The sequence below is a fragment of the Calditrichota bacterium genome, assembly GCA_013112635.1.
In the GTDB taxonomy this organism is placed as follows: Bacteria; Calditrichota; Calditrichia; order Calditrichales; family J004; genus JABFGF01.
In genome coordinates this window covers 78,923-97,657 of sequence record JABFGF010000007.1, presented here as the reverse complement: position 1 = coordinate 97,657, position 18,735 = coordinate 78,923, and the positions used below count along the sequence as shown (strand labels likewise).

The 18,735-nt window shown below is 36.0% G+C and carries 17 protein-coding genes and 1 tRNA gene; 5 read left to right on the top strand and 13 right to left on the bottom strand.

From position 1 onward, the window contains the following. Positions 1 to 126 precede the first annotated feature (126 nt). The 4 genes from HND50_17080 to HND50_17065 all read left to right on the top strand — a co-directional run bounded on the left by HND50_17080 (position 127) and on the right by HND50_17065 (position 3,198). Complete coding sequence (locus HND50_17080; GenBank protein NOG46959.1) at positions 127 to 1,194, top strand: hypothetical protein; 1,068 nt, start codon at positions 127 to 129, stop codon at positions 1,192 to 1,194. A gap of 220 nt (positions 1,195 to 1,414) precedes the next feature. After that, complete coding sequence (locus HND50_17075) at positions 1,415 to 1,879, top strand: hypothetical protein (GenBank protein NOG46958.1); 465 nt, start codon at positions 1,415 to 1,417, stop codon at positions 1,877 to 1,879. Between the two features lie 57 nt (positions 1,880 to 1,936). Beyond that, the gene (locus HND50_17070) at positions 1,937 to 2,170 is read left to right on the top strand and encodes a helix-turn-helix domain-containing protein (GenBank protein NOG46957.1); all 234 of its coding nucleotides are present in this window, start codon (positions 1,937 to 1,939) and stop codon (positions 2,168 to 2,170) included. Continuing rightward, positions 2,170 to 3,198, top strand: coding sequence for a site-specific integrase (locus tag HND50_17065; protein NOG46956.1), 1,029 nt, complete (start codon positions 2,170 to 2,172; stop codon positions 3,196 to 3,198). The genes HND50_17070 and HND50_17065 overlap by 1 nt, the downstream gene beginning before the upstream one ends. A gap of 69 nt (positions 3,199 to 3,267) precedes the next feature. Here the strand turns inward: HND50_17065 and HND50_17060 are convergent. The 6 genes from HND50_17060 to HND50_17035 all read right to left on the bottom strand — a co-directional run bounded on the left by HND50_17060 (position 3,268) and on the right by HND50_17035 (position 6,570). Continuing rightward, positions 3,268 to 3,340 (bottom strand) — tRNA-Phe (locus HND50_17060). A 67-nt stretch (positions 3,341 to 3,407) separates the two neighbouring features. After that, entirely contained in the window at positions 3,408 to 3,884 is a 477-nt protein-coding gene (locus tag HND50_17055; protein NOG46955.1) for a PTS sugar transporter subunit IIB, read from the bottom strand. Beyond that, positions 3,885 to 4,271 carry a hypothetical protein gene (locus HND50_17050; protein ID NOG46954.1) on the bottom strand — a complete coding sequence of 129 codons (387 nt, stop codon included), beginning with the start codon at positions 4,269 to 4,271 and terminating at the stop codon, positions 3,885 to 3,887. Beyond that, positions 4,268 to 5,254: an HPr kinase/phosphorylase gene (locus tag HND50_17045; GenBank protein ID NOG46953.1), complete on the bottom strand. Its 987-nt coding sequence runs from the start codon at positions 5,252 to 5,254 to the stop codon at positions 4,268 to 4,270. The genes HND50_17050 and HND50_17045 overlap by 4 nt, the downstream gene beginning before the upstream one ends. Before the next feature lie 71 nt (positions 5,255 to 5,325). Then, positions 5,326 to 5,646, bottom strand: a complete 321-nt coding sequence (raiA, locus tag HND50_17040) for a ribosome-associated translation inhibitor RaiA (protein ID NOG46952.1) — start codon at positions 5,644 to 5,646, stop codon at positions 5,326 to 5,328. Between the two features lie 21 nt (positions 5,647 to 5,667). Next, positions 5,668 to 6,570: a tyrosine recombinase gene (locus HND50_17035; GenBank protein ID NOG46951.1), complete on the bottom strand. Its 903-nt coding sequence runs from the start codon at positions 6,568 to 6,570 to the stop codon at positions 5,668 to 5,670. Between the two features lie 374 nt (positions 6,571 to 6,944). On the opposite strand from HND50_17035, the gene topA reads away from it, so the two are divergent. Further along, positions 6,945 to 9,236 (top strand): type I DNA topoisomerase, encoded by a 2,292-nt coding sequence (gene topA / locus HND50_17030; GenBank protein ID NOG46950.1) that lies wholly within the window; start codon positions 6,945 to 6,947, stop codon positions 9,234 to 9,236. Between the two features lie 121 nt (positions 9,237 to 9,357). On the opposite strand, the gene HND50_17025 is transcribed toward topA, so the two are convergent. The 7 genes from HND50_17025 to HND50_16995 all read right to left on the bottom strand — a co-directional run bounded on the left by HND50_17025 (position 9,358) and on the right by HND50_16995 (position 18,708). Continuing rightward, positions 9,358 to 9,819 (bottom strand): DUF494 family protein, encoded by a 462-nt coding sequence (locus tag HND50_17025; GenBank protein NOG46949.1) that lies wholly within the window; start codon positions 9,817 to 9,819, stop codon positions 9,358 to 9,360. Between the two features lie 120 nt (positions 9,820 to 9,939). Beyond that, a complete protein-coding gene (gene recJ / locus HND50_17020) occupies positions 9,940 to 11,622 on the bottom strand; it encodes a single-stranded-DNA-specific exonuclease RecJ (protein NOG46948.1) in 1,683 nt (560 codons plus the stop codon). Positions 11,623 to 11,860: 238 nt separating this feature from the next. Then, positions 11,861 to 14,827 (bottom strand): UvrD-helicase domain-containing protein, encoded by a 2,967-nt coding sequence (locus tag HND50_17015; GenBank protein NOG46947.1) that lies wholly within the window; start codon positions 14,825 to 14,827, stop codon positions 11,861 to 11,863. Between the two features lie 84 nt (positions 14,828 to 14,911). Continuing rightward, entirely contained in the window at positions 14,912 to 15,385 is a 474-nt protein-coding gene (locus HND50_17010) for a hypothetical protein (GenBank protein NOG46946.1), read from the bottom strand. Then, positions 15,385 to 16,008 (bottom strand): hypothetical protein, encoded by a 624-nt coding sequence (locus HND50_17005; protein NOG46945.1) that lies wholly within the window; start codon positions 16,006 to 16,008, stop codon positions 15,385 to 15,387. Before HND50_17005 ends, HND50_17010 begins: the two co-directional genes overlap by 1 nt. Next, positions 16,001 to 17,332 (bottom strand): (Fe-S)-binding protein, encoded by a 1,332-nt coding sequence (locus tag HND50_17000; protein NOG46944.1) that lies wholly within the window; start codon positions 17,330 to 17,332, stop codon positions 16,001 to 16,003. Before HND50_17000 ends, HND50_17005 begins: the two co-directional genes overlap by 8 nt. Then, positions 17,329 to 18,708, bottom strand: coding sequence for an FAD-binding protein (locus HND50_16995; GenBank protein NOG46943.1), 1,380 nt, complete (start codon positions 18,706 to 18,708; stop codon positions 17,329 to 17,331). The genes HND50_17000 and HND50_16995 overlap by 4 nt, the downstream gene beginning before the upstream one ends. Between the last annotated feature and the right edge of the window lie 27 nt (positions 18,709 to 18,735).

Below are 18,735 nucleotides of genomic sequence, written 5' to 3'. Positions count from 1 at the left end.
GAAATAAAGTTGAGAATCAACTATTATAGTATAATTACATCCATTCCATATGTCAAGTGTTCTGGAATTTTCTTAAATTAAGCTAATTTTCCATACGGCAAACACTAAATAAAAGCTGGAAACCACATGTCTATTATAACCGTAGATCGTTATACCCTTAATGAAATAATTTGGCTATATCTTTTTCGTACCTGGTTTGAAATAAGGTTTGGGAAACGGTTTGAGATGCCAAAAGATATGTTACTCAATAAAATTGACTCGTTAAAAAATGTAATAATTTCAGATATAAATCTGAAATATGATAGTATGACTTTAGACTACTATAATATATATAATAGAATTATGGATACTGGTATGTCGAATAGGGATGATATTAAAAACATCATATTATCTGAAAAAAAAGACATTGAGAGTCAAAAAAATAAAAATATTGAGGAAATAAATAACCTTAATAATGAAGAAGTCATAAGCAAATTTCTAAATAGGTATAATTTAAATCTAAATACAAAAGAATTAGAAAAATATGATAATCTTCATTTCAGTATTAAGCAATTATTCGATTGGGGATTTTTTATAAAAGATCAAAATAAAGACAATGAAAGTAACATAATACAATTAATGTTATTAACATTGGAGAAGTACTGGCAATGTGTTGGGGCGGATAATATTTCACCTTTTTCTTTGAATTTTGATTCAGATTCGTTTTTTGAGCCGAGCAAAGTTCTTAATTTTTTACACCATTTTAAACTATTTGGTCTTTTTGGTGAAGAAAACACTCAATCGGTTGCGGATCTTATGTTTAATTTAGTTAGTCATCAAACAATTTATCGATTTAATGAAAATGAAATAAAAGGAAAAAGAAAAAAAGGTGGTCAACGACACCTCCTAGAATCAGAGTTTCTCATAAAAACTTTTTATTTGAAACTGGGAAGATTTAAAGAAATTAAGTTTAGGAAAAGAAATTTTGATTTTCTGAAAATCACTAGAGATGAATGGGTGTGGAATTTTCATAAACAGTTAAAAAGTGTAAAAGAAATTGATTATAAAAGGGTAAACATTAAAATTAATAGTTTAACCTATCGAGATTCAAGGACTTTTATTGAAAAAGCCAGTAAATACAAACCAAGAACAGAAGACAATCTAGAGTATATCCAAACAAAAAATAAATTCACCACGCATATTCGTAAAAAATAACCGTAATTGCCTCTATAATCTGCACAAATCTCAAATTCATTTGTTTCCACAAAGTGTTAAATATCAACCACTTAATTAGTATTTTTTCACCCTTGTTTTAATATTACCATATAAATTTTATTCAAAACAACCCACTCAATCACACAGCTCCTTTATGTTTGTTATGAAAAAAATGACATGGAAATAACTCCAGGTCAAAACAGAAACAAAGGAGTTCATGATGAACCACTTACTTTTAACCGCCTTCTCAGCCGACGTTGGCATTAGCATCCGCACACTAAAGGCTAAATACGGTGATTGTATCCACCGAGAAGGTCGTCAATCTTTCATCGATCGGGAAAAATTTGAGAAAGTATTCCCGCTTCGATCTAACAAGGGTACTAAGACAAAGGCAACTGTCGAACGCTCACCACATATCGGGCAGGTAGAATTCCACCTCGAAAGGCTTGACAAATACATTGAAAAATGTATGAAGGTCATTGAAGCAGCTAAGAAAGCTTTTGAGGCAGCCACTGAACCTAAAGCCAAAGAAAGGAGGCTCCTTATCTACTTGGATGAAAAACAGAATCTCAAGGCGATGGAAATTAAGAGAGAAAAATTGAACTCTCGCAAAATCCAACTCATTGAGAGAAAGAAGGAAGAACTTTCATCCTTTGACGAAGACGGTTTGCTTGCATCATTATAAACCAAACCTAATGAAGGGCTGGTATTTCACCAGCCCTTCTTTTATGGAATAAGAATAATGGATAGAGATCATAAAATAAGCTATTGGCCTGGAACGGAAGAACTAACAAAACCGGCTAAAGAAGTAGCTAAAATATTAAATATTCACTACAACACTCTCTTCCGCTGGATCAAATCTGGCAATATTGAATGTGTTCGTTTTGGACGGTCTTCTATTCATTTCACATATGACCAAGTGGAGAATCTTATAAATGAAAATCGAGAATTAGTAAAAGTAAATGGAGATATTTAATGGCATCATTGAGGAAACGTGAATATAAATCCGGAAAAATAGTCTGGGTTATTGATTACTATAAAGGAAAGAAACATCTTATGAAGACGATAGGCAGTTGCGATAAACGAACTGCAGAAAAAATCCTTCATAAGTTTGTTACCGAACAAAGTAAAACTGATGCTGGGATTAACGAGCTAAAAAAAATAACATTATCAACTCTTCAAAGTGAATATTTAAAGAATTCATCATCTACAAAAGCCGAGCGTAGTATTGAAAGAGAAGAGCTCGTTTTGAGAACATTTCTCGAATACATTGGCGATACCTACATATCAGATATAAGTATTTCTGATGTTCAGAATTATCGTAATTTTAGGCTACGAACGATAAGCCCTGAGACTATAAACTTGGAATTCCGGCATCTGAAGGCCATTTTCAATTGGGCAAAAGAGAGAAATTATCTTTCACAATCTGTTTTTACTAAAGTGAAGCCAATTCGGGTTCCTGAAAGTGAGTTACCAAAATTTCTTGAGGTTGAGGAAATTCAAAAAGTGCGCGAGGTTTTTAACGATGATCCATTTCAGTGGATTGTTGAGTTTTACTTGTTAACAGGTGCCAGACTAAAAGAAGCATTAGTACTCAGATGGAGCAATATAGATCTGAAAAGACAAATGATCACTATTCCAAGCTCTGGTACCAAAGCAAAGAAACACCGTATAATTTCTTATATAGAAGACAAACAATTGAAAAAGCTGTTGAAAAAAATTCCAAAACGGAATGATAATTTATTATTCGGTCCTACTAATAGAAAGCAATGGTCTTCATGGTGGGTCAGTCGAAAGATATCAAAAAGATTAAATGAAATTGGTTTGTCCTGGGCAAGCTGTCACACATTTCGTCATACATATATTTCCCACTTAGTAATGAATGGCGTTCCACTTACTACCGTAAAAGAAATTGTAGGTCATAGCAGTTTTACAACTACCCTCAGATATGCTCACCTCTCTACTTCTCACAAAGAACAAATGTCATCCAAAAGAATGTATTAAATAGCGACGTATTAGCGACTTAACAAAAAAGGGTTTACAACAAAATGCTGTAAACCCTTGCTATGACTGTGGCGTCTCCCAGAATTGAACTGGGGACACACGGATTTTCAGTCCGTTGCTCTACCAACTGAGCTAAGACGCCAGTGTTTTTCAGAGCATGGAATATACAGATATCAAAATAACGATGCAACCCGTTTTTTATGATTTTTCTATTTTATCAAACTGCATAAATCTACTTTATTACCTGTCGGTACATCCAAACACTCAAAACTTATTCCCTTATCCATGCAACGTTTAAAAGACTCCTTCTCATTTTTGTTTAAATATAAATATGAAAGAAAGCTATCCCTTCCTTCCTTAAAGTGAATTCCACCCACATTTATATTAGTTAAGTCAACACCCATAGCCAGCAATTCTTCAATTACTTCAGGGCCATTTACAAGCATAATTGTTTTAGAAAAATCTTGAGAATTATCTTTAAGAATTTTTGCAGTTCCAGCTACATTGAGAATCGTAATTTTTAAATATTCAGGGGAACACGATAAGTAAAGTTCTTTCTCCCAATCATTTTCGTAAACCGAATTATCGCATAGTAAAATTGATTCGGAATTTAGTGCAGTTGCCCAGGTTATTACAACCTGTCCATGAATAAGACGGTCATCAATTCGAATAAGTTGAATATCCATTTATTTTATTGCCCGTATGGCTTTCTTTGAGTCAACTTCGATTTTCTCAATCAAATCTGACCACTCTAATTTATTAAAATTAGTAGAAAATGAAACCAGGGAAGGGATGTTGACTCCTGTAATTATAGAAACTTTTTCAAAATTTTTTTTCAGCGTCATTGCTGCATGCCAACAGCTTCCACCCATAAGATCTACGAATATGATTATATTATCCGCTTTACTTTCAATTATTATTTCAGAAGTATCACTAACAATTTTCTCTATACTGTCTTTTTGATTTGAGTACGTATAAGTGGACACCTCTGTTGGCAAGAATTTTTGAGAAACCTTGTTTAATTCGTCCGCCAGGTTTCCGTGAGTAATTATAAAACTAAGTATTTCTTTCATTCAAAATCTTTTTCCAAATAATCATGGTCGCTTGCCAAAGGACTGGCTTTTTTTGCTTTAATTCGTTTTTGTAAATTTTTATTAAACTCTTTTGCTGTATGATAGCCATATGTTTTTAGAAGCTGATTCATTGCAATCGTTTCTGAAATAACTGTAATATTTTTACCAGGATTTATAGGCAAAACAACTTGAGGTATATCTACACCTAATATGTCTACCATCTTATCATCAAGACCAATCCTTTCATATTCTTTAGATTCATCCCAATCTTCTAAGTGAACCTCTACCTCAACTCTTTTTTGCATTCTAACGCCCCGGATTCCAAACATCCTTTTTACATCTATGAGACCAACACCGCGAATCTCCATCATGTGTTCAGAATTTTCAGTACCATGACCGATAAGAACGTCTTCCGATTTCCGTGTGACAATCACCAAATCATCTGCTACCAACCGATGACCTCTTTCAACAAGGTCCATTGCAATTTCGCTTTTCCCAATTCCACTTCTACCTGTAAATAAAATCCCAATCCCATATACATCCACCAGTGAACCATGAATAGATACATGTAATGCGAATTGTCTTTGAAGATAGTCTGCTAATAAATGACTAAAATCTGTTGTTTGGATTGAAGTAGTAATAACAGGAATGTACCTACGTGTTGCCACCTGAATTAAATAATCCGGTGGTTTATTACCCGATGTTACAATGATGACCGGAATGGGGAACTCAAGAACCTTATCAATCGATTTTTGTAATTCCTCGTTTGAAAGTTCATTTAAAAATGAAATCTCAGTGTTTCCCAAAATCTGGATACGATTATAAGTAAATGTTCCGGTAAACCCAGACAACGCTAATCCTGGTCGATGCAATTCTCCTGTTACAATCTTTTTATTTAGACCGTTTACAGAACAAAGCAATTTAAGCTTTAATCTGCGTTTATTATTTTCAAGAAGAGAGCGAACAGTTATAAAATCATTCATAGGGTGGACAATATAGTAAAGAAATGGTACTGGGAAAAGAAGAAAAGGCGCCAAGGAAGGCGCCTTAAGTTTTATTGTTCTAGGTTTTCTACAATTTTTGTTGTACTGCGGTCTTTCATTCTATCTTTTGCCTTTGCAATTTGCCTTTCAACATTATCTATAGCAAGATCAACCGATTTAAAAACATCTTCAGATTTTTCTTTTACCCGAATTACTTTGTGCTTCAATTTCACCTTAAACTCAACTACCTGGTCTAACTTTTCATAGGATATTATTGCTTCATTGCTCATAATTATGTCAGAAAACCTTTCTAGTCGAATCAACTTTTCGTTAACATAATTTTTTAAGCGTTCGGGCGCTTTATATCCTCTGGTAGTTATGGCGATGTTCATAAAGTCCTCCTTATTTAAGGGTTATTCTTTTTTATCGGCTTTAGGATGAGCCTTTTTGTATACTCGTTGTAAATGTTCTATAGAAAGATGTGTATAAACTTGGGTCGTAGACAGGTTTTGATGGCCTAGTAAATCTTTAACCACCCTTATATTTGCACCTTCATCCAACAAATGTGTAGCATAACTATGGCGCAAAATATGAGGGCTTGCCGTATGCACATTTACTACTTCATTAATGTGTTTTTTTACCAATCGCTGGATAGCCATGGCATACATTTTTTTGCCAGATCCCAGAACAAACAATTCCTGGATCCCAACCTGTGCTTTTTTTTGCCTTTTATCTAAATAATTTAGTATTGCTTTTTTTGCATGTTTTCCAATCGGGATGATACGTTCTTTTTTTCCTTTTCCCAACACACGGATTGCATTTTCTCGCAGCATTAAATCTTCAAGTTTTAGGTTTATAAGTTCAGCAAGGCGAAGGCCGCAAGAATAAAAAAGTTCCAGAATTGCGCGATCCCTTAATCCTTCAAAACTCTCCAGATCAGGTTTATTTAAAATGTCTTTTATCTCTTCATCAGACAAAAACTCCGGTAGCTTTTGGTCAAATCTTGGCATTTTTATTGAAGAGGCGAGACTATTAATAATGACTTCCTGTTTTTCCAAATACTGAAAATAGGACTTCAGCGTGGCTACTTTTCTTGCAATTGAACGTTTGCCAAGTCCACGATCTTGTAGTTCCATTAAAAAATGACGTATATTTTTTTTATTGATATTTTTCCAGGCAATATCATAGCCATCGCTAAGCTCGCTGAGAAAATCAGAGAATTGAGACAAATCAGTGGAATAACTTTTAACAGTTTGAGGAGAATATCGTTTTTCTAATGCAAGGTATCTTAAATAACTTCGAACAGTTTTGTCCATTTATTTCCGAATTATTAGATGGGCTCGTCTTGTATTTATAATCGATAAATATTTTCTAATATGCAATTTTATTAATTAAAAATATCAATACTTGTACATTCTTTTTGTGAAAATGTTCGGAACTCAAAAAAAACAAAATCCAATTTAGTTTAGTAAAAATATTAACCAGCTTTTTAATACAAATTTAAACGCTTTATGCAGCAAAAATATTCATTTTTTCTTAAAGGATTCGGTTTTTATTTAGCAACCGATTAAGTTGAAATTATTTTTTCAAAACAAAACTTGATAAAACCATCAATAAATCATATTATCAGGCTTTTTAAAAAAACCAAATTTGTGCACAAAAAGAAACAAACCGGAAAGTAGTTTAGAATATGAGCAAGAACCTGGTTATAGTGGAATCCCCTGCTAAAGCGAAAACAATAAATAAGTATCTCGGTACCGATTTTCAGGTAATCGCATCCTTTGGACATGTACGTGACCTGGTCCCTAAAGAAGGCGCTGTAGATACTGAAACATTTCAGATGAATTATGAAACTGTAAAAAAGAACAAAAAAAATATTGATGAAATTTTAAAAGCCGTTAAAAAAACTGATGCTATTTACCTCGCCACTGACCCTGACCGTGAAGGTGAAGCCATTTCCTGGCATATTTCAGAATTATTAAAATCCAAAAAACTGATCAAAGAAAAACCTGTACACAGAGTTGCTTTCTACGAGATCACAAAATCTGCAGTAACCGAGGCACTTAGTAATCCTCGTACACTTTCAGATGATTTGATAAATGCACAACAAGCCAGGCGTGCTTTGGATTATCTGGTTGGCTTTAACCTTTCTCCACTGCTATGGAAAAAAATTAAATACGGCCTTTCTGCAGGAAGAGTACAAAGCCCGGCATTGCGTTTAATTGTTGAGCGTGAAAAACAAATTGAAGCTTTTATTCCAAAAGAATATTGGTCTGTCACAGCTGAGTGTAAGCAAAAAGCACAGCCCTTTACGGCAAACCTAACCCGTTATGAAAATGACAAAGCCGGTCAATTCTATATTACAAATGAATCACAGGCAACATCTGTACGTGAATCTCTTATGACCGCCGCAAACGGACAGCTTACTGTAGATAATATTGACAAAAAGCAACGTAAGCGCTCACCAGCACCACCATTTATTACCTCAACTTTACAACAGGATGCATCTCGTAAATTTGGGTTTTCTGCAAAGCGAACCATGAGGATTGCACAGCAACTTTATGAAGGTATTGATGTAGGAAGCGGAGAAGAGGGGCTGATTACTTATATGAGGACAGACTCTGTTAACATGGCCCAACAAGCACTAAATGAAATCCGTAGTTTTATAAATAGCGAATATGGAAAAGAGAATTGTCCGGATAAACCAAATTTTTACAAAACAAAATCAAAAAACGCTCAGGAAGCTCACGAAGCCGTCCGGCCAACCTCGGTTAATTTAACACCAGAATCGATCAAAAAACACCTCTCTACCGATCAGCTAAAACTATACGGCCTTATCTGGAAAAGAGCTGTTGCTTCTCAAATGGTTCCGGCAAAAATCAATACTGTTGGGATAGATTTTGTTTGCGGCGACAAAGGAATGTTCAGAGCCACAGGATCGACTATTGAGAGCCCTGGATATTTACAAGTATATAAAGTCGGTGTTGATGATCCTGCAGAAAATAGTGATGAAAAAATACTTCCAAAGTTTGAAATTGGTGATCATGTCGATTTAAAAGAAATTGTAAATGAACAACATTTTACAAAACCTCCGGGACGCTTTTCTGAAGCTACTTTGATAAAAGCACTGGAAGAATTTGGTATTGGCCGTCCATCCACATATGCTGCTATTATTTCTACCTTGACTTCGCGTGAATATGTTGAGCTGGAAGCTAAAAGATTTCACCCAACCGATATTGGAAGGGTTGTTAACAAATTTTTAACAGATCATTTTACTCAGTATGTGGATTATGAATTCACTGCCCAGCTGGAAGACAAACTGGATGCAATCTCCAGAGGAGAAAACAATTGGATCCCGCTGATGGAAAAGTTCTGGAAAAATTTTAGTCAGCAGGTTGAAGAAAAAGAAAAAATCCCACGCAGCGAAGTTATCCAAAGCAGGGTTCTTGGAACCGATCCTAAAAGCGGACGCCCGGTTAGTGTCAGAATGGCAAAATATGGGGCTGCTGCTCAAATCGGGACTGTTGATGATGAGGAAAAACCGTTATTTGCCAGTTTATTAAAAGAACAACGTCTTGAAAGCATTACTCTTGATGAAGCTTTAAAACTATTTGAGTTACCGCGGGAACTCGGTGAATCGAAAGATGGTGAGCCAATCTCTGCGAATGTTGGGCGGTACGGTCCATATGTCCGTGTTGGTAAAAAGTTTGTTTCAATTAAGGATGATGACCCCTACACCATAACCTTGGAACGTGCTCTTGAGCTAATTGCCGAGGATGCAGAGAAAAAGAATAATGCTGTAATCAAGGAGTTTGATGATGGTAACATCCAGGTTTTAAATGGGCGTTACGGCCCTTATGTAAAAAGTGGCAAAACCAATGCAAGAATTCCAAAAGGCAAAAAGCCGGAAGAATTGACCCAAGAAGAGTGTGTTGAATTGGTAGAGGCTACTGCGGCCAGAAAAAAGAAAAAGAAGAAATAACCAAGTAGCAAGATTAAAGAATCAAGATCAAAGAAAAAAAAATAAAAGAGATTATAGAGAGGGAAAACAATTACGAAAGCTACGGGAGCATCGATCTTTTAGTCTTACAATCTTACAATTGTTAATGAATGGTATTCGTTCCCTGGTGAAAGAAAAAGCCTTCTAAAGAAGGGTTTGTTTCCGGATTAAAAATCACTGATGCAGCCATAGATTTAATATCTTCCAATGAAATATGTGTGCTGCCAATTGACAATGCCCTTTCAATAACATCTTCCATATCTACTTCTTTAATCATTCCCAAATGTAGTAACTGAAGTAAATAGCCATATGCTTCAGGGGCAATTACTAATTTTTCAAGATCATGTAATACACGAATAGAGTCCGGGGCATAATTAAATTCTAACTGATCTTCACCGGATTTTTGCAAATGATTAAATATCCACGAAAAAGCAAAGTTAATTTCGCTTTCAGTATATCCGCGGGATATTAATTCTTTGGAAAGATCCGTATAGTTTTCGTTTGTTGGTGTTTGTTGAAATTCTTCTAAAAGATAAACGATTATTTCAATAATTCTTTCTTGCATTCTAATTCCATAATTATGTTCAAAAAAGCTGTCGTCTGTTTTTTTAGAGATAGCCTTTAATTGTTAAAACTAAATTTACAAAGCCGAAATCACTAAAATGTGCGTGAAATCATCTGCACACTAGTTATTTATCTGAACGTCTTCTACAGTAAGCTGTAGTCGAGGAGTTCCTTGAAATACATTAATATTCATTCTGAAAACAACGTCACAATTAGAACCCAACCTTAAACTATCCTTATAAATTCCCCCACTCCACCACAAACACTCAAACATGATGTTTGCTTTTTGAATGTAAAACTTTATATGCCTGCCTTCACTCATGATACGTACATCTCGAACTGTACCATTTTTTAAAAGTAATACAGGCTCAGGATTTGTTTCTCCAAATGGACCCACTTCCTGAATCTTATCAGCAACTCTTTCATTGATCTGATCTATTTCTACTACAGAATCGATATCAAGTTCAGGTGTCAAATCTGCACCGGCCAGTTTTTTATTTACATAGCTGGTAAATTCTTCTTTGAAAATGGAAAAGTGTTCCGCAGGGATTGTTAAACCAGCTGCTTTATGATGTCCGCCATAATTCAAAAAATATTGGTTAAAAACAGTCAAAGCTTCCGTTACATGCAATGCTTCTATACTTCTTGCAGAACCAACAAAGTTACCATCACCATCGCGAGTAAAAGCCAGAGCCGGGCAGCAAAATTCTTCTTTTAAACGACCGGAAACCAGCCCAATCAAACCTGCCTGCCACTCTTCATTTTCAACAATAATTATTTTTTGATCATCTTCAAAAGATGCTTTAATGTCTTTAGTTGCATTTTCCAGATAATCACGCTGAAGCATTTGCCGTTCTTTGTTTAATGCATCTAATTCCTGTGCCAGGGTTTTGGCGTGCATTGAACTTTCTTCAACTAGCAGATCGACAGAAAGTGAAGCATCATCCATTCTTCCGGATGCATTTAATCGCGGTGCCAAAAAATATCCCACAGTAATTGGTGTGATGATATTTGTGCGAACTCCACTGATTTTTTTTAGCTCGATTAAACCGGGTTTCTTTGTATTGGAAAGTACCTTTAATCCGAATTTTACAAGGGCATAATTCTCATCTCGAATTGGCATTACGTCGGCAATGGTGCCTATGGCTACAAGGTCGAGATGTGAAAGCAGGAATTTTTTGTATTCGTCTTCTGACATAAGCCGCTGCCCCAAAACCCAGGCAACTTTGAAAGCAACGGTAACCCCGCAAATTGCTTTAAAAGGATAAGTTGAATCAGTTCGATTTGGATTAATTACAGCACATGCATTGGGCAATTCGCCTTCCTGCAAATGATGGTCTGTAACAACCACATCAATTCCAAGAGACGACGCATAATCGATGGCATCGTTTGCGCTTATGCCGTTATCTACAGTAATGATTAGCTTGGCGGCCATGGCATTAACACGATCCACGCCAGAGTTACGAAGGCCATAGCCATCTTTTTCACGATGAGGAACTATATATTGGACAGGGTAGTTTATGGCTTTAAAAAAGAACAACATCAAAGAGGTTGATGTAACCCCATCAACATCATAATCGCCAAAAATGACAATTTTCTCGTTATTATTGATTGCCTGAAGAATCCTTTGAACACCCTTTTCCATATCCGGCAACAATTCCGGTTTATGCATACGATCGGTTAAGCGGAAGGGCTCCATGTGGTTTGTTGGCAAATTCCTGTTTTCCAGGAGAATGTCAATAATTGAACGCGATGTGTCTTTGTTTTTAATCTTCCATAACTTCCGTGGTAGGGAATTCTCCATGTTGGATTATTGTTTCCATTTTATTTTTCATTTTTATTTTTTATTCAAATTTTAAGGATTTGGCAACGTATATTTCGTCATTTTGCCAAACCTGATTATGCTATTACTTTTGTATGTGAAATGTACCACAATTATAAAACAGGTACAAGGTGTCGTTTTAGTTTAGTTTGTAAACCCTTGGAAGTCCATTATGGCCACAGTAAAGAAAGTATAGATATTCGATTAATGAGGTTTTCTATTATTTTTCTTTCAAATGTTTAATAATATCTCTCAAAAATGGAGAGGATTTCTGAGCACGGCCAAACCGGTTTTTCACCGCTGTCATAATAATCTCTTCTTTGGCACGTGTTAAGCCTACATACAACAACCGTTTTTGCTCATCCAGTTTTTTATCGACAGGGCGATCATCATAATCATTTTCCTTATAGGCAAAATAGCTGGGCATGCTGTCATCTTCCATCCCCATTATAATTACCTTTTTAAATTCCAGTCCTTTTGCAGCATGGAAAGTAAGCAGAGAAACAGCATCAGCCTGGGATAATTTGTCCGTAGGGTTTACAAGCATGATAAGAGATAAAAATTCCGCCATTGCCAGGTTCAGCGGTAAATTTTCAAACTCTGCGGCAATATCAAACACACGTCGCTTAAAATCATCCTGATGGTTATACAGCAAAATCCCGGGATATAACTGTTGTGCTTTTTGTGCTATTTGCCCGTAGAGTTCCTCGTTTTTATAATTATGTGAGTTGCAATATTCCTCAAATATTTTGGAATATGGTGAAAGGAGTTTTTGTACTCCGGCCAGAAAAATAACTTTATCTTCATAAGCAACCAGTTTGTTTTCAAGAAAAATGGCCAGAGCTGCATATTCAAAAAGAAAATCACCGCTCACTTTTTTTTGATTGTTATGTTTTTCTTCCAAAATTTTCTGGAAAATATGATGCAATACTTTAACATCATCAAGTGCACGATGTCGATTTCCCGGATCAAGTTCAAACTTTTGAGATAGAGCATCTATTGAGTTTCGGTCATTGGGGTACATTTGCCGGGCAAAAATTAGCGAATCGTATCGCACGTTATTAATTTTTGTTCCATCTATTTTTTTTGCAAATCGATCAATTATACGGAAATCAAAAGCATATCCATTATGTGCGATAAGAATATCATCTCCAATAAAGTCTTTAAACTCTTTCCATACGTTTTCCATAGTTGGAGCTTTTGCAACATCCGCATCAGAAATATTATGTACTTTGGCAGCTTCGGGATCTATGGCCATTTCTGGATTAACCAGGGTTTGATAGTTTTCGACAATTTCACTGTTTTTTACTTTTACAGCCGCAATTTCCACAACCCCACATTTATTTGGGTTGCGTCCTGTCGTTTCTAAATCAAAAACAACATAGTTTTCAAAAATGATATCGCGCTTAGCTAAATGGTTTTGACACCAACGAATCAAGGTTGAAAAAACAGATTCCCGCCTTTTGGATGTTTCACGAAACAGAGTAAAATATTTTGCTTCAATTGTTTCTTTAAATGGAGACAAGAGTACAACAAAATCGGATTTATTTATCTCATTGAAATTTTCATCCAACAGGACTTTTACTCTGCCCGGGAAAATAACATCAACAATTTTTTCGGCGATAAAAACAAATCTTGGCTCCGAATGATAAACCCAAATTGCGTTTCGTGATGACATCAGTTTTTCATCAACTTGAGCTGAAAAATCCTCAAACTTGGGGGCCTTTTCCTCAATATAAGATTTGTCCATATCCTGCAAACCAATGATTATTTGATTTATTAATTGGCCAAAACTGAAGAAGGTTTTCAGGTTTACAAGGTTTGCCAGGTTGCCTATAAAAGTAGCCAGAATACGGCGCAGATCTTCGCTTATTTCCCGCCTAGAACTGAGGTCATATAAGGCTTTCCGGTAGCTGCTTTTTGAAGTTTTTTGAATGTTTTGGATTTGTTTATGCGGATTGTACCCAAGTTCGCTTTCAACCAATTCTTCCAGCAAAAGAGAATCAAGTGGATCGCGGATAACCTGTAAGTAGAGAATTATTTTTTTCATTTGCGGATTATCAGCAAAATTTCTACCAGAGGCCTGTTGAAATGGTGTGCGTTCACGAACCAGCTTCAGGGCCAGTTGTTCAGAAAAACGATGCTGAGGGTAAAGAACTGCCATTTCCGAATACGGGATTTTTTTTTCGCTTTTCCATAACTCCAATTTTTCAAAAATGAAATTCAGCTCCTGCTCTTCATTATCAAAAAACTGTGTGCGAATCGAATCATTGACCACATCGCCCGCTTTTAAAAATTTCTCCGGTTCAACACGCTCAGTATCTTTTACAACTGAATGAGCTGCATCAATAATTTTTGGGCCAGAGCGATAATTAACTTCAAGAAAAACTGGTGTATCAATACTAAAATCTTCCATGAAAGTATTTATATTTTCCGGGTTAGCCCCGCGCCAGGCATATATTGATTGGTCATCATCGGCAACTACAAAAATATTGCGGTGTTTTGTAGCCAGCATTTTGATAATTTCATATTGTACTGTGTCTGTATCCTGAAACTCATCAACATGAATTGCTTCATATAAAAAACTATACTGCTCACAAATATCGGGATTATCAATAAGCAACGCTTTTGTTTTTGCCAATATCTGGTTAAAATCTATTAACTTATGTTTTTGTAAATGCTCAACATACAGGTCATAAATCATTGCAGTAAAAGGAGGCATTGGTTTCTCGCGAATCACAAAATGATCTATGCTAGTACGGATTCCCCTTGCCACTTTATCTCTATCAGTACGCACCTTATCGGCAATAAGATTTTCAAGAAGACTGTTTTGGTATTCGTCATTACAAACGGTAAAATGCGCATCAAGTCCGACCTGCTGATGGTATTTTCTTAAAATATCCAGGCAAAAACTATGAATCGTGCCTGTCTTAACTTTATCAGCTTTACTCTTCAAAATGCCCTTCAAACGATTGTGCATTTCAGAAGCTGCTTTATTACTAAAAGTGAGGGCAAGAATATGTTCAGCAGGAATTTTGTAATGATTAATCTGGTAAACTATGCGGGCAACTAAGGTGCGTGTTTTTCCTGTACCCGGACCGGCCAACATTAATACAGGAATGCGTGGCTTTTCTACTGCTTCACGTTGCTTTTTATTAAGTGAGTTGAGGACTTTGTCAATGCGCATGATCTAAAAAATATCCGTCATTGTTTTCGTTAGCACATTATACTTAAAAAAAGTTACCGTTGAAAATGGAATTATGAGATGATCTTAATTAACCTGTTCTAGAGAAATGGTCTTCTTTGCGAGAATTGCCCCAAGCTGTGTAAAGTGCAGATCAAATTTTTCCGAATCACGCATTTGTTTAAAACGTTGGCGGCTTTCCTGTTTTTTCTCCGAATGATAAACTTCAGCAAAGTCAAAAACCAACTTGAATTTTTCAAGCTCATTAAGCGGCAAAGGATCAAAGAGGATTAATGCTTCTGTTTGTGGAATTAAATCAATTGATGAGGAAATCGATACCGGATCAGATGAACCATTCTCCGCAGTGGAAATTGAATGAGGGATAAAACTGTCTTGCTTCCATGTCCACAGCAAATCGTTTAATTGATTTGCTGATTTTAACTCATTGGTAAAAATTGAAACTGAGATGTTATTATCAAAAAGCTTTTCTGCAATGTCGCACACATATTTATTTTTTGAAGCAATTTTTAGCTCTACAAAAAGCACTATTGGTTTCTTCATTAAAAGCGCTGTCCAATTTCTAAACGGATATCAATCATTGAATGGTCTTTTCGTTCACCCAGCTGCTTGGCAAAAGGCATAAAACGATACTGTGTACGAAAACCAAAAAAGTATTTTCCATCCACATCTGCATCAAGTCCGGCACCTATAATCGCTGCTCCGGTCCAGCGAAATTCATCTTCCCGCTTTACGCCTTCAACAGTCCTGTCAATTTCCGGAAAGTTCATTCCGAATACCGGGCCTACCGCAGCTGTAATAAATGGCCGGAAACTATCATCAACCTGCTCAACAAAAAGCCGTTTTTTTACCGTGAACATTAAATCGAACAAAAAGACGTTATTCTCTTTACCATATGTCCTTGGATTTCCAAAAATATCGGAATAATTAATTTCATTTCTATCGCGTAGCATAAAAGCATCAAAACCCAATCCAAGATGGAAAAAACTTTGAACCGGCAACTCGTAAAAAAAGCCTAAACCAGAGCCCGTTTCAAGTAGGCTGTATGCCAATCCACGATGATTTTTTATGGTTGGTTGCGGATCATCTTCTAAATAATCATTTATTTGGGCAAACAGACCCAATGGCAAAAACACTAAAATTAATATGAAGGAATATTTACGCATCTTCTCCCCCTTTATAAAAATTGTTAAGCAAACTTACAGGATGCAGGATTTTAAAATCACTATTAAACTTGTGGTTTCCATAAGCTAACTGAATCATACAGCCAGGGTTCCCTGATACAACATAATCAGCTTTTGTTTTTTTCAATTTATCGAATTTTCTTTCCAAAAGTATCATAGAATGATCATAATGCGTAATATTATATATCCCGGCACTACCACAGCACCAGTCCGATTCTTCCATCTCAATAAATTCAACGCCGGGAAGCGCCTCTATTATTTCCCGTGGTTGTTTTGATATTTTTTGCCCATGAACAAGGTGACAAGGTTCATGATAAGTCACTATCATTTTTCGGTTTAATACTGGCTTTATAAACCCCTGATCCACTAAAAATTCACTAATATCTTTTACACGATCAGAAAACCAAATAGCCTTTTCTGCATAGATTGGATCGTCCTCCAACAATGTGTGGTACTCTTTCATATACGATCCGCAACCTGCTGAATTAATAATTATATTATCAACATTCTCGGTATAAAACTGGTCAATGATTTTTTTTGCCTGATGCCGGGCGCTGTCCAATTCACCATTATGCCCTGAAACCGACCCACAGCATTGTTGTGATTTTGGAGTGATCACCTCATAACCATTATAGGCCAAAACCTCAATGGTATCGTGGTTTACATTATTAAAAAAAGCATCCTGCACGCAACCGGTAATTACACCAACCTTGCCCTTTAATGTGGATTGTTGGTTTTTAGTATAGAACTCATATTTTTTATATTCAGGAACTTTGGGCACCATAAAAGAAAGGTTGTGTAGTTTTTTTGAAATTAAAAATAAAATCTTGCTTTTCTGAACCAAAAATTCCAGTCCACTTTTTTGATACAGCTTAAGAAAAAATGCAATGCTTAAAAGTCGGCTTTGTTTTTCAAACAACTTATTTAAAATCAAAGTTTTAAAAGAGTTTTTCCCATTTTGTTTTTGGTGCTCAGATATTTGATTATGTGCCGCCTCAACCAGTTTGCCGTATTCAACTCCCGCCGGACATGCCGTTACACACGCCTGGCAGTCAAGGCAAAAATCTAGTGACTCGATATAGTTTTCAGTAATGGATAATTCACCATCGGCAACAGCTTTTATCATTCGGATTCGACCGCGGGGAGAATATTTTTCCAAACCTGTCATTTCATATGTTGGACAGCTTGGTAAACACATTCCGCAATGCATACAGTTTAAAATCTGTTCATAATCCGGAACCGGGATTTTAGAAAACAAAGTAGATTTATTTGTGGAATTTTTCGTTTCCTGATGGGTGTGCGTCATAAAGAAAATATTTTTTCTGGATTTAAAACATTGTTGGGATCGATAGCCTGCTTAATTTGCTGCATCATTTTTAAGGCAGGAGATTCAATTAATTTGGAGAGATACTTTTTCTTTGCAAGGCCAATACCATGTTCGCCTGTAATGGTTCCTCCAAGCTTTATCGTTTCATCATAAAGTTCATCAAAGAATTTTTCTACTCGCTCAATTTCATCTGTATTGCGCTCATCCGTCAAAACCGTCGGGTGCATATTACCATCGCCTGCATGTCCAAAATTACCAACAAGAAGATCATATTTCTTTGCCAGTTCATTTACTTTTTCAATTAAAGCAACAAGGTTAGAACGAGGAACCGTGGCATCTTCTAATATTGTTGTGGGTTTAACCCGGGCCAAAGCAGAAAACGCTGCCCGACGCGCAGTTTTCAACTGGTCCGCTTCAGCTTCATTTTGTGCGATTTTTACTTCGGAGGCACTGTTCTGTTTTAGAATTTTTGTAATCGTATCAGCATCTTCAGCGACTTGTGCTTCATGGCCATCGGTTTCCAGAAGCAAAAGTGCATCAATATTTGTTGGCAATCCAATTTGAGCAAACTCTTCAACGCATTTAATTGTTGTTTTATCAAGAAACTCCATCGTACACGGAATAACATGGTTTGCAATAATATCCGATACGCTTTTCGCTGCATTTGACATTGAATCAAAATAAGCAAGAATGGTTTTTGACGATTTCGGTTTCGGGATAAGTTTTAATAGTATTTTTGTAAAGATACCCAAAGTCCCTTCAGAACCAACAATCAAATCGCGCAAATTGTATCCGGCTACATCTTTTACATTTTTACCACCATTTATAAAGACCTCACCATTTGGCAAAACCATTTCAACTGCCATTACATAATCACGGGTAACACCATATTTTAACCCCCGCAAACCGCCGGCATTTTCAGCTACATTTCCCCCAATCGTACAAATTTTCTGACTCCCGGGATCAGGTGGATAAAAAAGCCCTTTTTGCTCAACGGCTTTATGAAAATCATGAGTCTTTACACCTGGCTGAACCCAGGCAACAAGATTTTCCTCATCAATTTCAATAATTTTATCCCATTTATGCATTAACATAATAATGGAATTTGGGGTAGCAACCGAACCACCGCTTAAGCTTGTCCCGGATCCGCGCGGTACAACAGAAAACTTTTCCTTATTAGCCAATTTCATAATTGAACTTATCTGCTCAACAGAATCAGGTATTATTATTGCTTCCGGTTTTTGAGAAATCATCGGAGTCCCGTCATAAGAATAAACCAGTTTATCCTCTTCCGAATCCATAAAATTTTTTGTGCCGACTATTTCTTCTATTTTATTGAGTACACTTTTTTCCATATTATAAACTTGACAATATTTAAGAAC

Excerpts from the sequence above, each read along its gene's own strand:
- HND50_17080 (NOG46959.1), top strand. The coding sequence starts at position 127 with ATGTCTATTATAACCGTAGATCGTTATACCCTTAATGAAATAATTTGG.
- HND50_17075 (NOG46958.1), top strand. The coding sequence starts at position 1,415 with ATGAACCACTTACTTTTAACCGCCTTCTCAGCCGACGTTGGCATTAGC.
- HND50_17070 (NOG46957.1), top strand. The coding sequence starts at position 1,937 with ATGGATAGAGATCATAAAATAAGCTATTGGCCTGGAACGGAAGAACTA.
- HND50_17065 (NOG46956.1), top strand. The coding sequence starts at position 2,170 with ATGGCATCATTGAGGAAACGTGAATATAAATCCGGAAAAATAGTCTGG.
- HND50_17055 (NOG46955.1), bottom strand. The coding sequence starts at position 3,884 with ATGGATATTCAACTTATTCGAATTGATGACCGTCTTATTCATGGACAG.
- HND50_17050 (NOG46954.1), bottom strand. The coding sequence starts at position 4,271 with ATGAAAGAAATACTTAGTTTTATAATTACTCACGGAAACCTGGCGGAC.
- HND50_17045 (NOG46953.1), bottom strand. The coding sequence starts at position 5,254 with ATGAATGATTTTATAACTGTTCGCTCTCTTCTTGAAAATAATAAACGC.
- raiA (NOG46952.1), bottom strand. The coding sequence starts at position 5,646 with ATGAACATCGCCATAACTACCAGAGGATATAAAGCGCCCGAACGCTTA.
- HND50_17035 (NOG46951.1), bottom strand. The coding sequence starts at position 6,570 with ATGGACAAAACTGTTCGAAGTTATTTAAGATACCTTGCATTAGAAAAA.
- topA (NOG46950.1), top strand. The coding sequence starts at position 6,945 with ATGAGCAAGAACCTGGTTATAGTGGAATCCCCTGCTAAAGCGAAAACA.
- HND50_17025 (NOG46949.1), bottom strand. The coding sequence starts at position 9,819 with ATGCAAGAAAGAATTATTGAAATAATCGTTTATCTTTTAGAAGAATTT.
- recJ (NOG46948.1), bottom strand. The coding sequence starts at position 11,622 with ATGGAGAATTCCCTACCACGGAAGTTATGGAAGATTAAAAACAAAGAC.
- HND50_17015 (NOG46947.1), bottom strand. The coding sequence starts at position 14,827 with ATGCGCATTGACAAAGTCCTCAACTCACTTAATAAAAAGCAACGTGAA.
- HND50_17010 (NOG46946.1), bottom strand. The coding sequence starts at position 15,385 with ATGAAGAAACCAATAGTGCTTTTTGTAGAGCTAAAAATTGCTTCAAAA.
- HND50_17005 (NOG46945.1), bottom strand. The coding sequence starts at position 16,008 with ATGCGTAAATATTCCTTCATATTAATTTTAGTGTTTTTGCCATTGGGT.
- HND50_17000 (NOG46944.1), bottom strand. The coding sequence starts at position 17,332 with ATGACGCACACCCATCAGGAAACGAAAAATTCCACAAATAAATCTACT.
- HND50_16995 (NOG46943.1), bottom strand. The coding sequence starts at position 18,708 with ATGGAAAAAAGTGTACTCAATAAAATAGAAGAAATAGTCGGCACAAAA.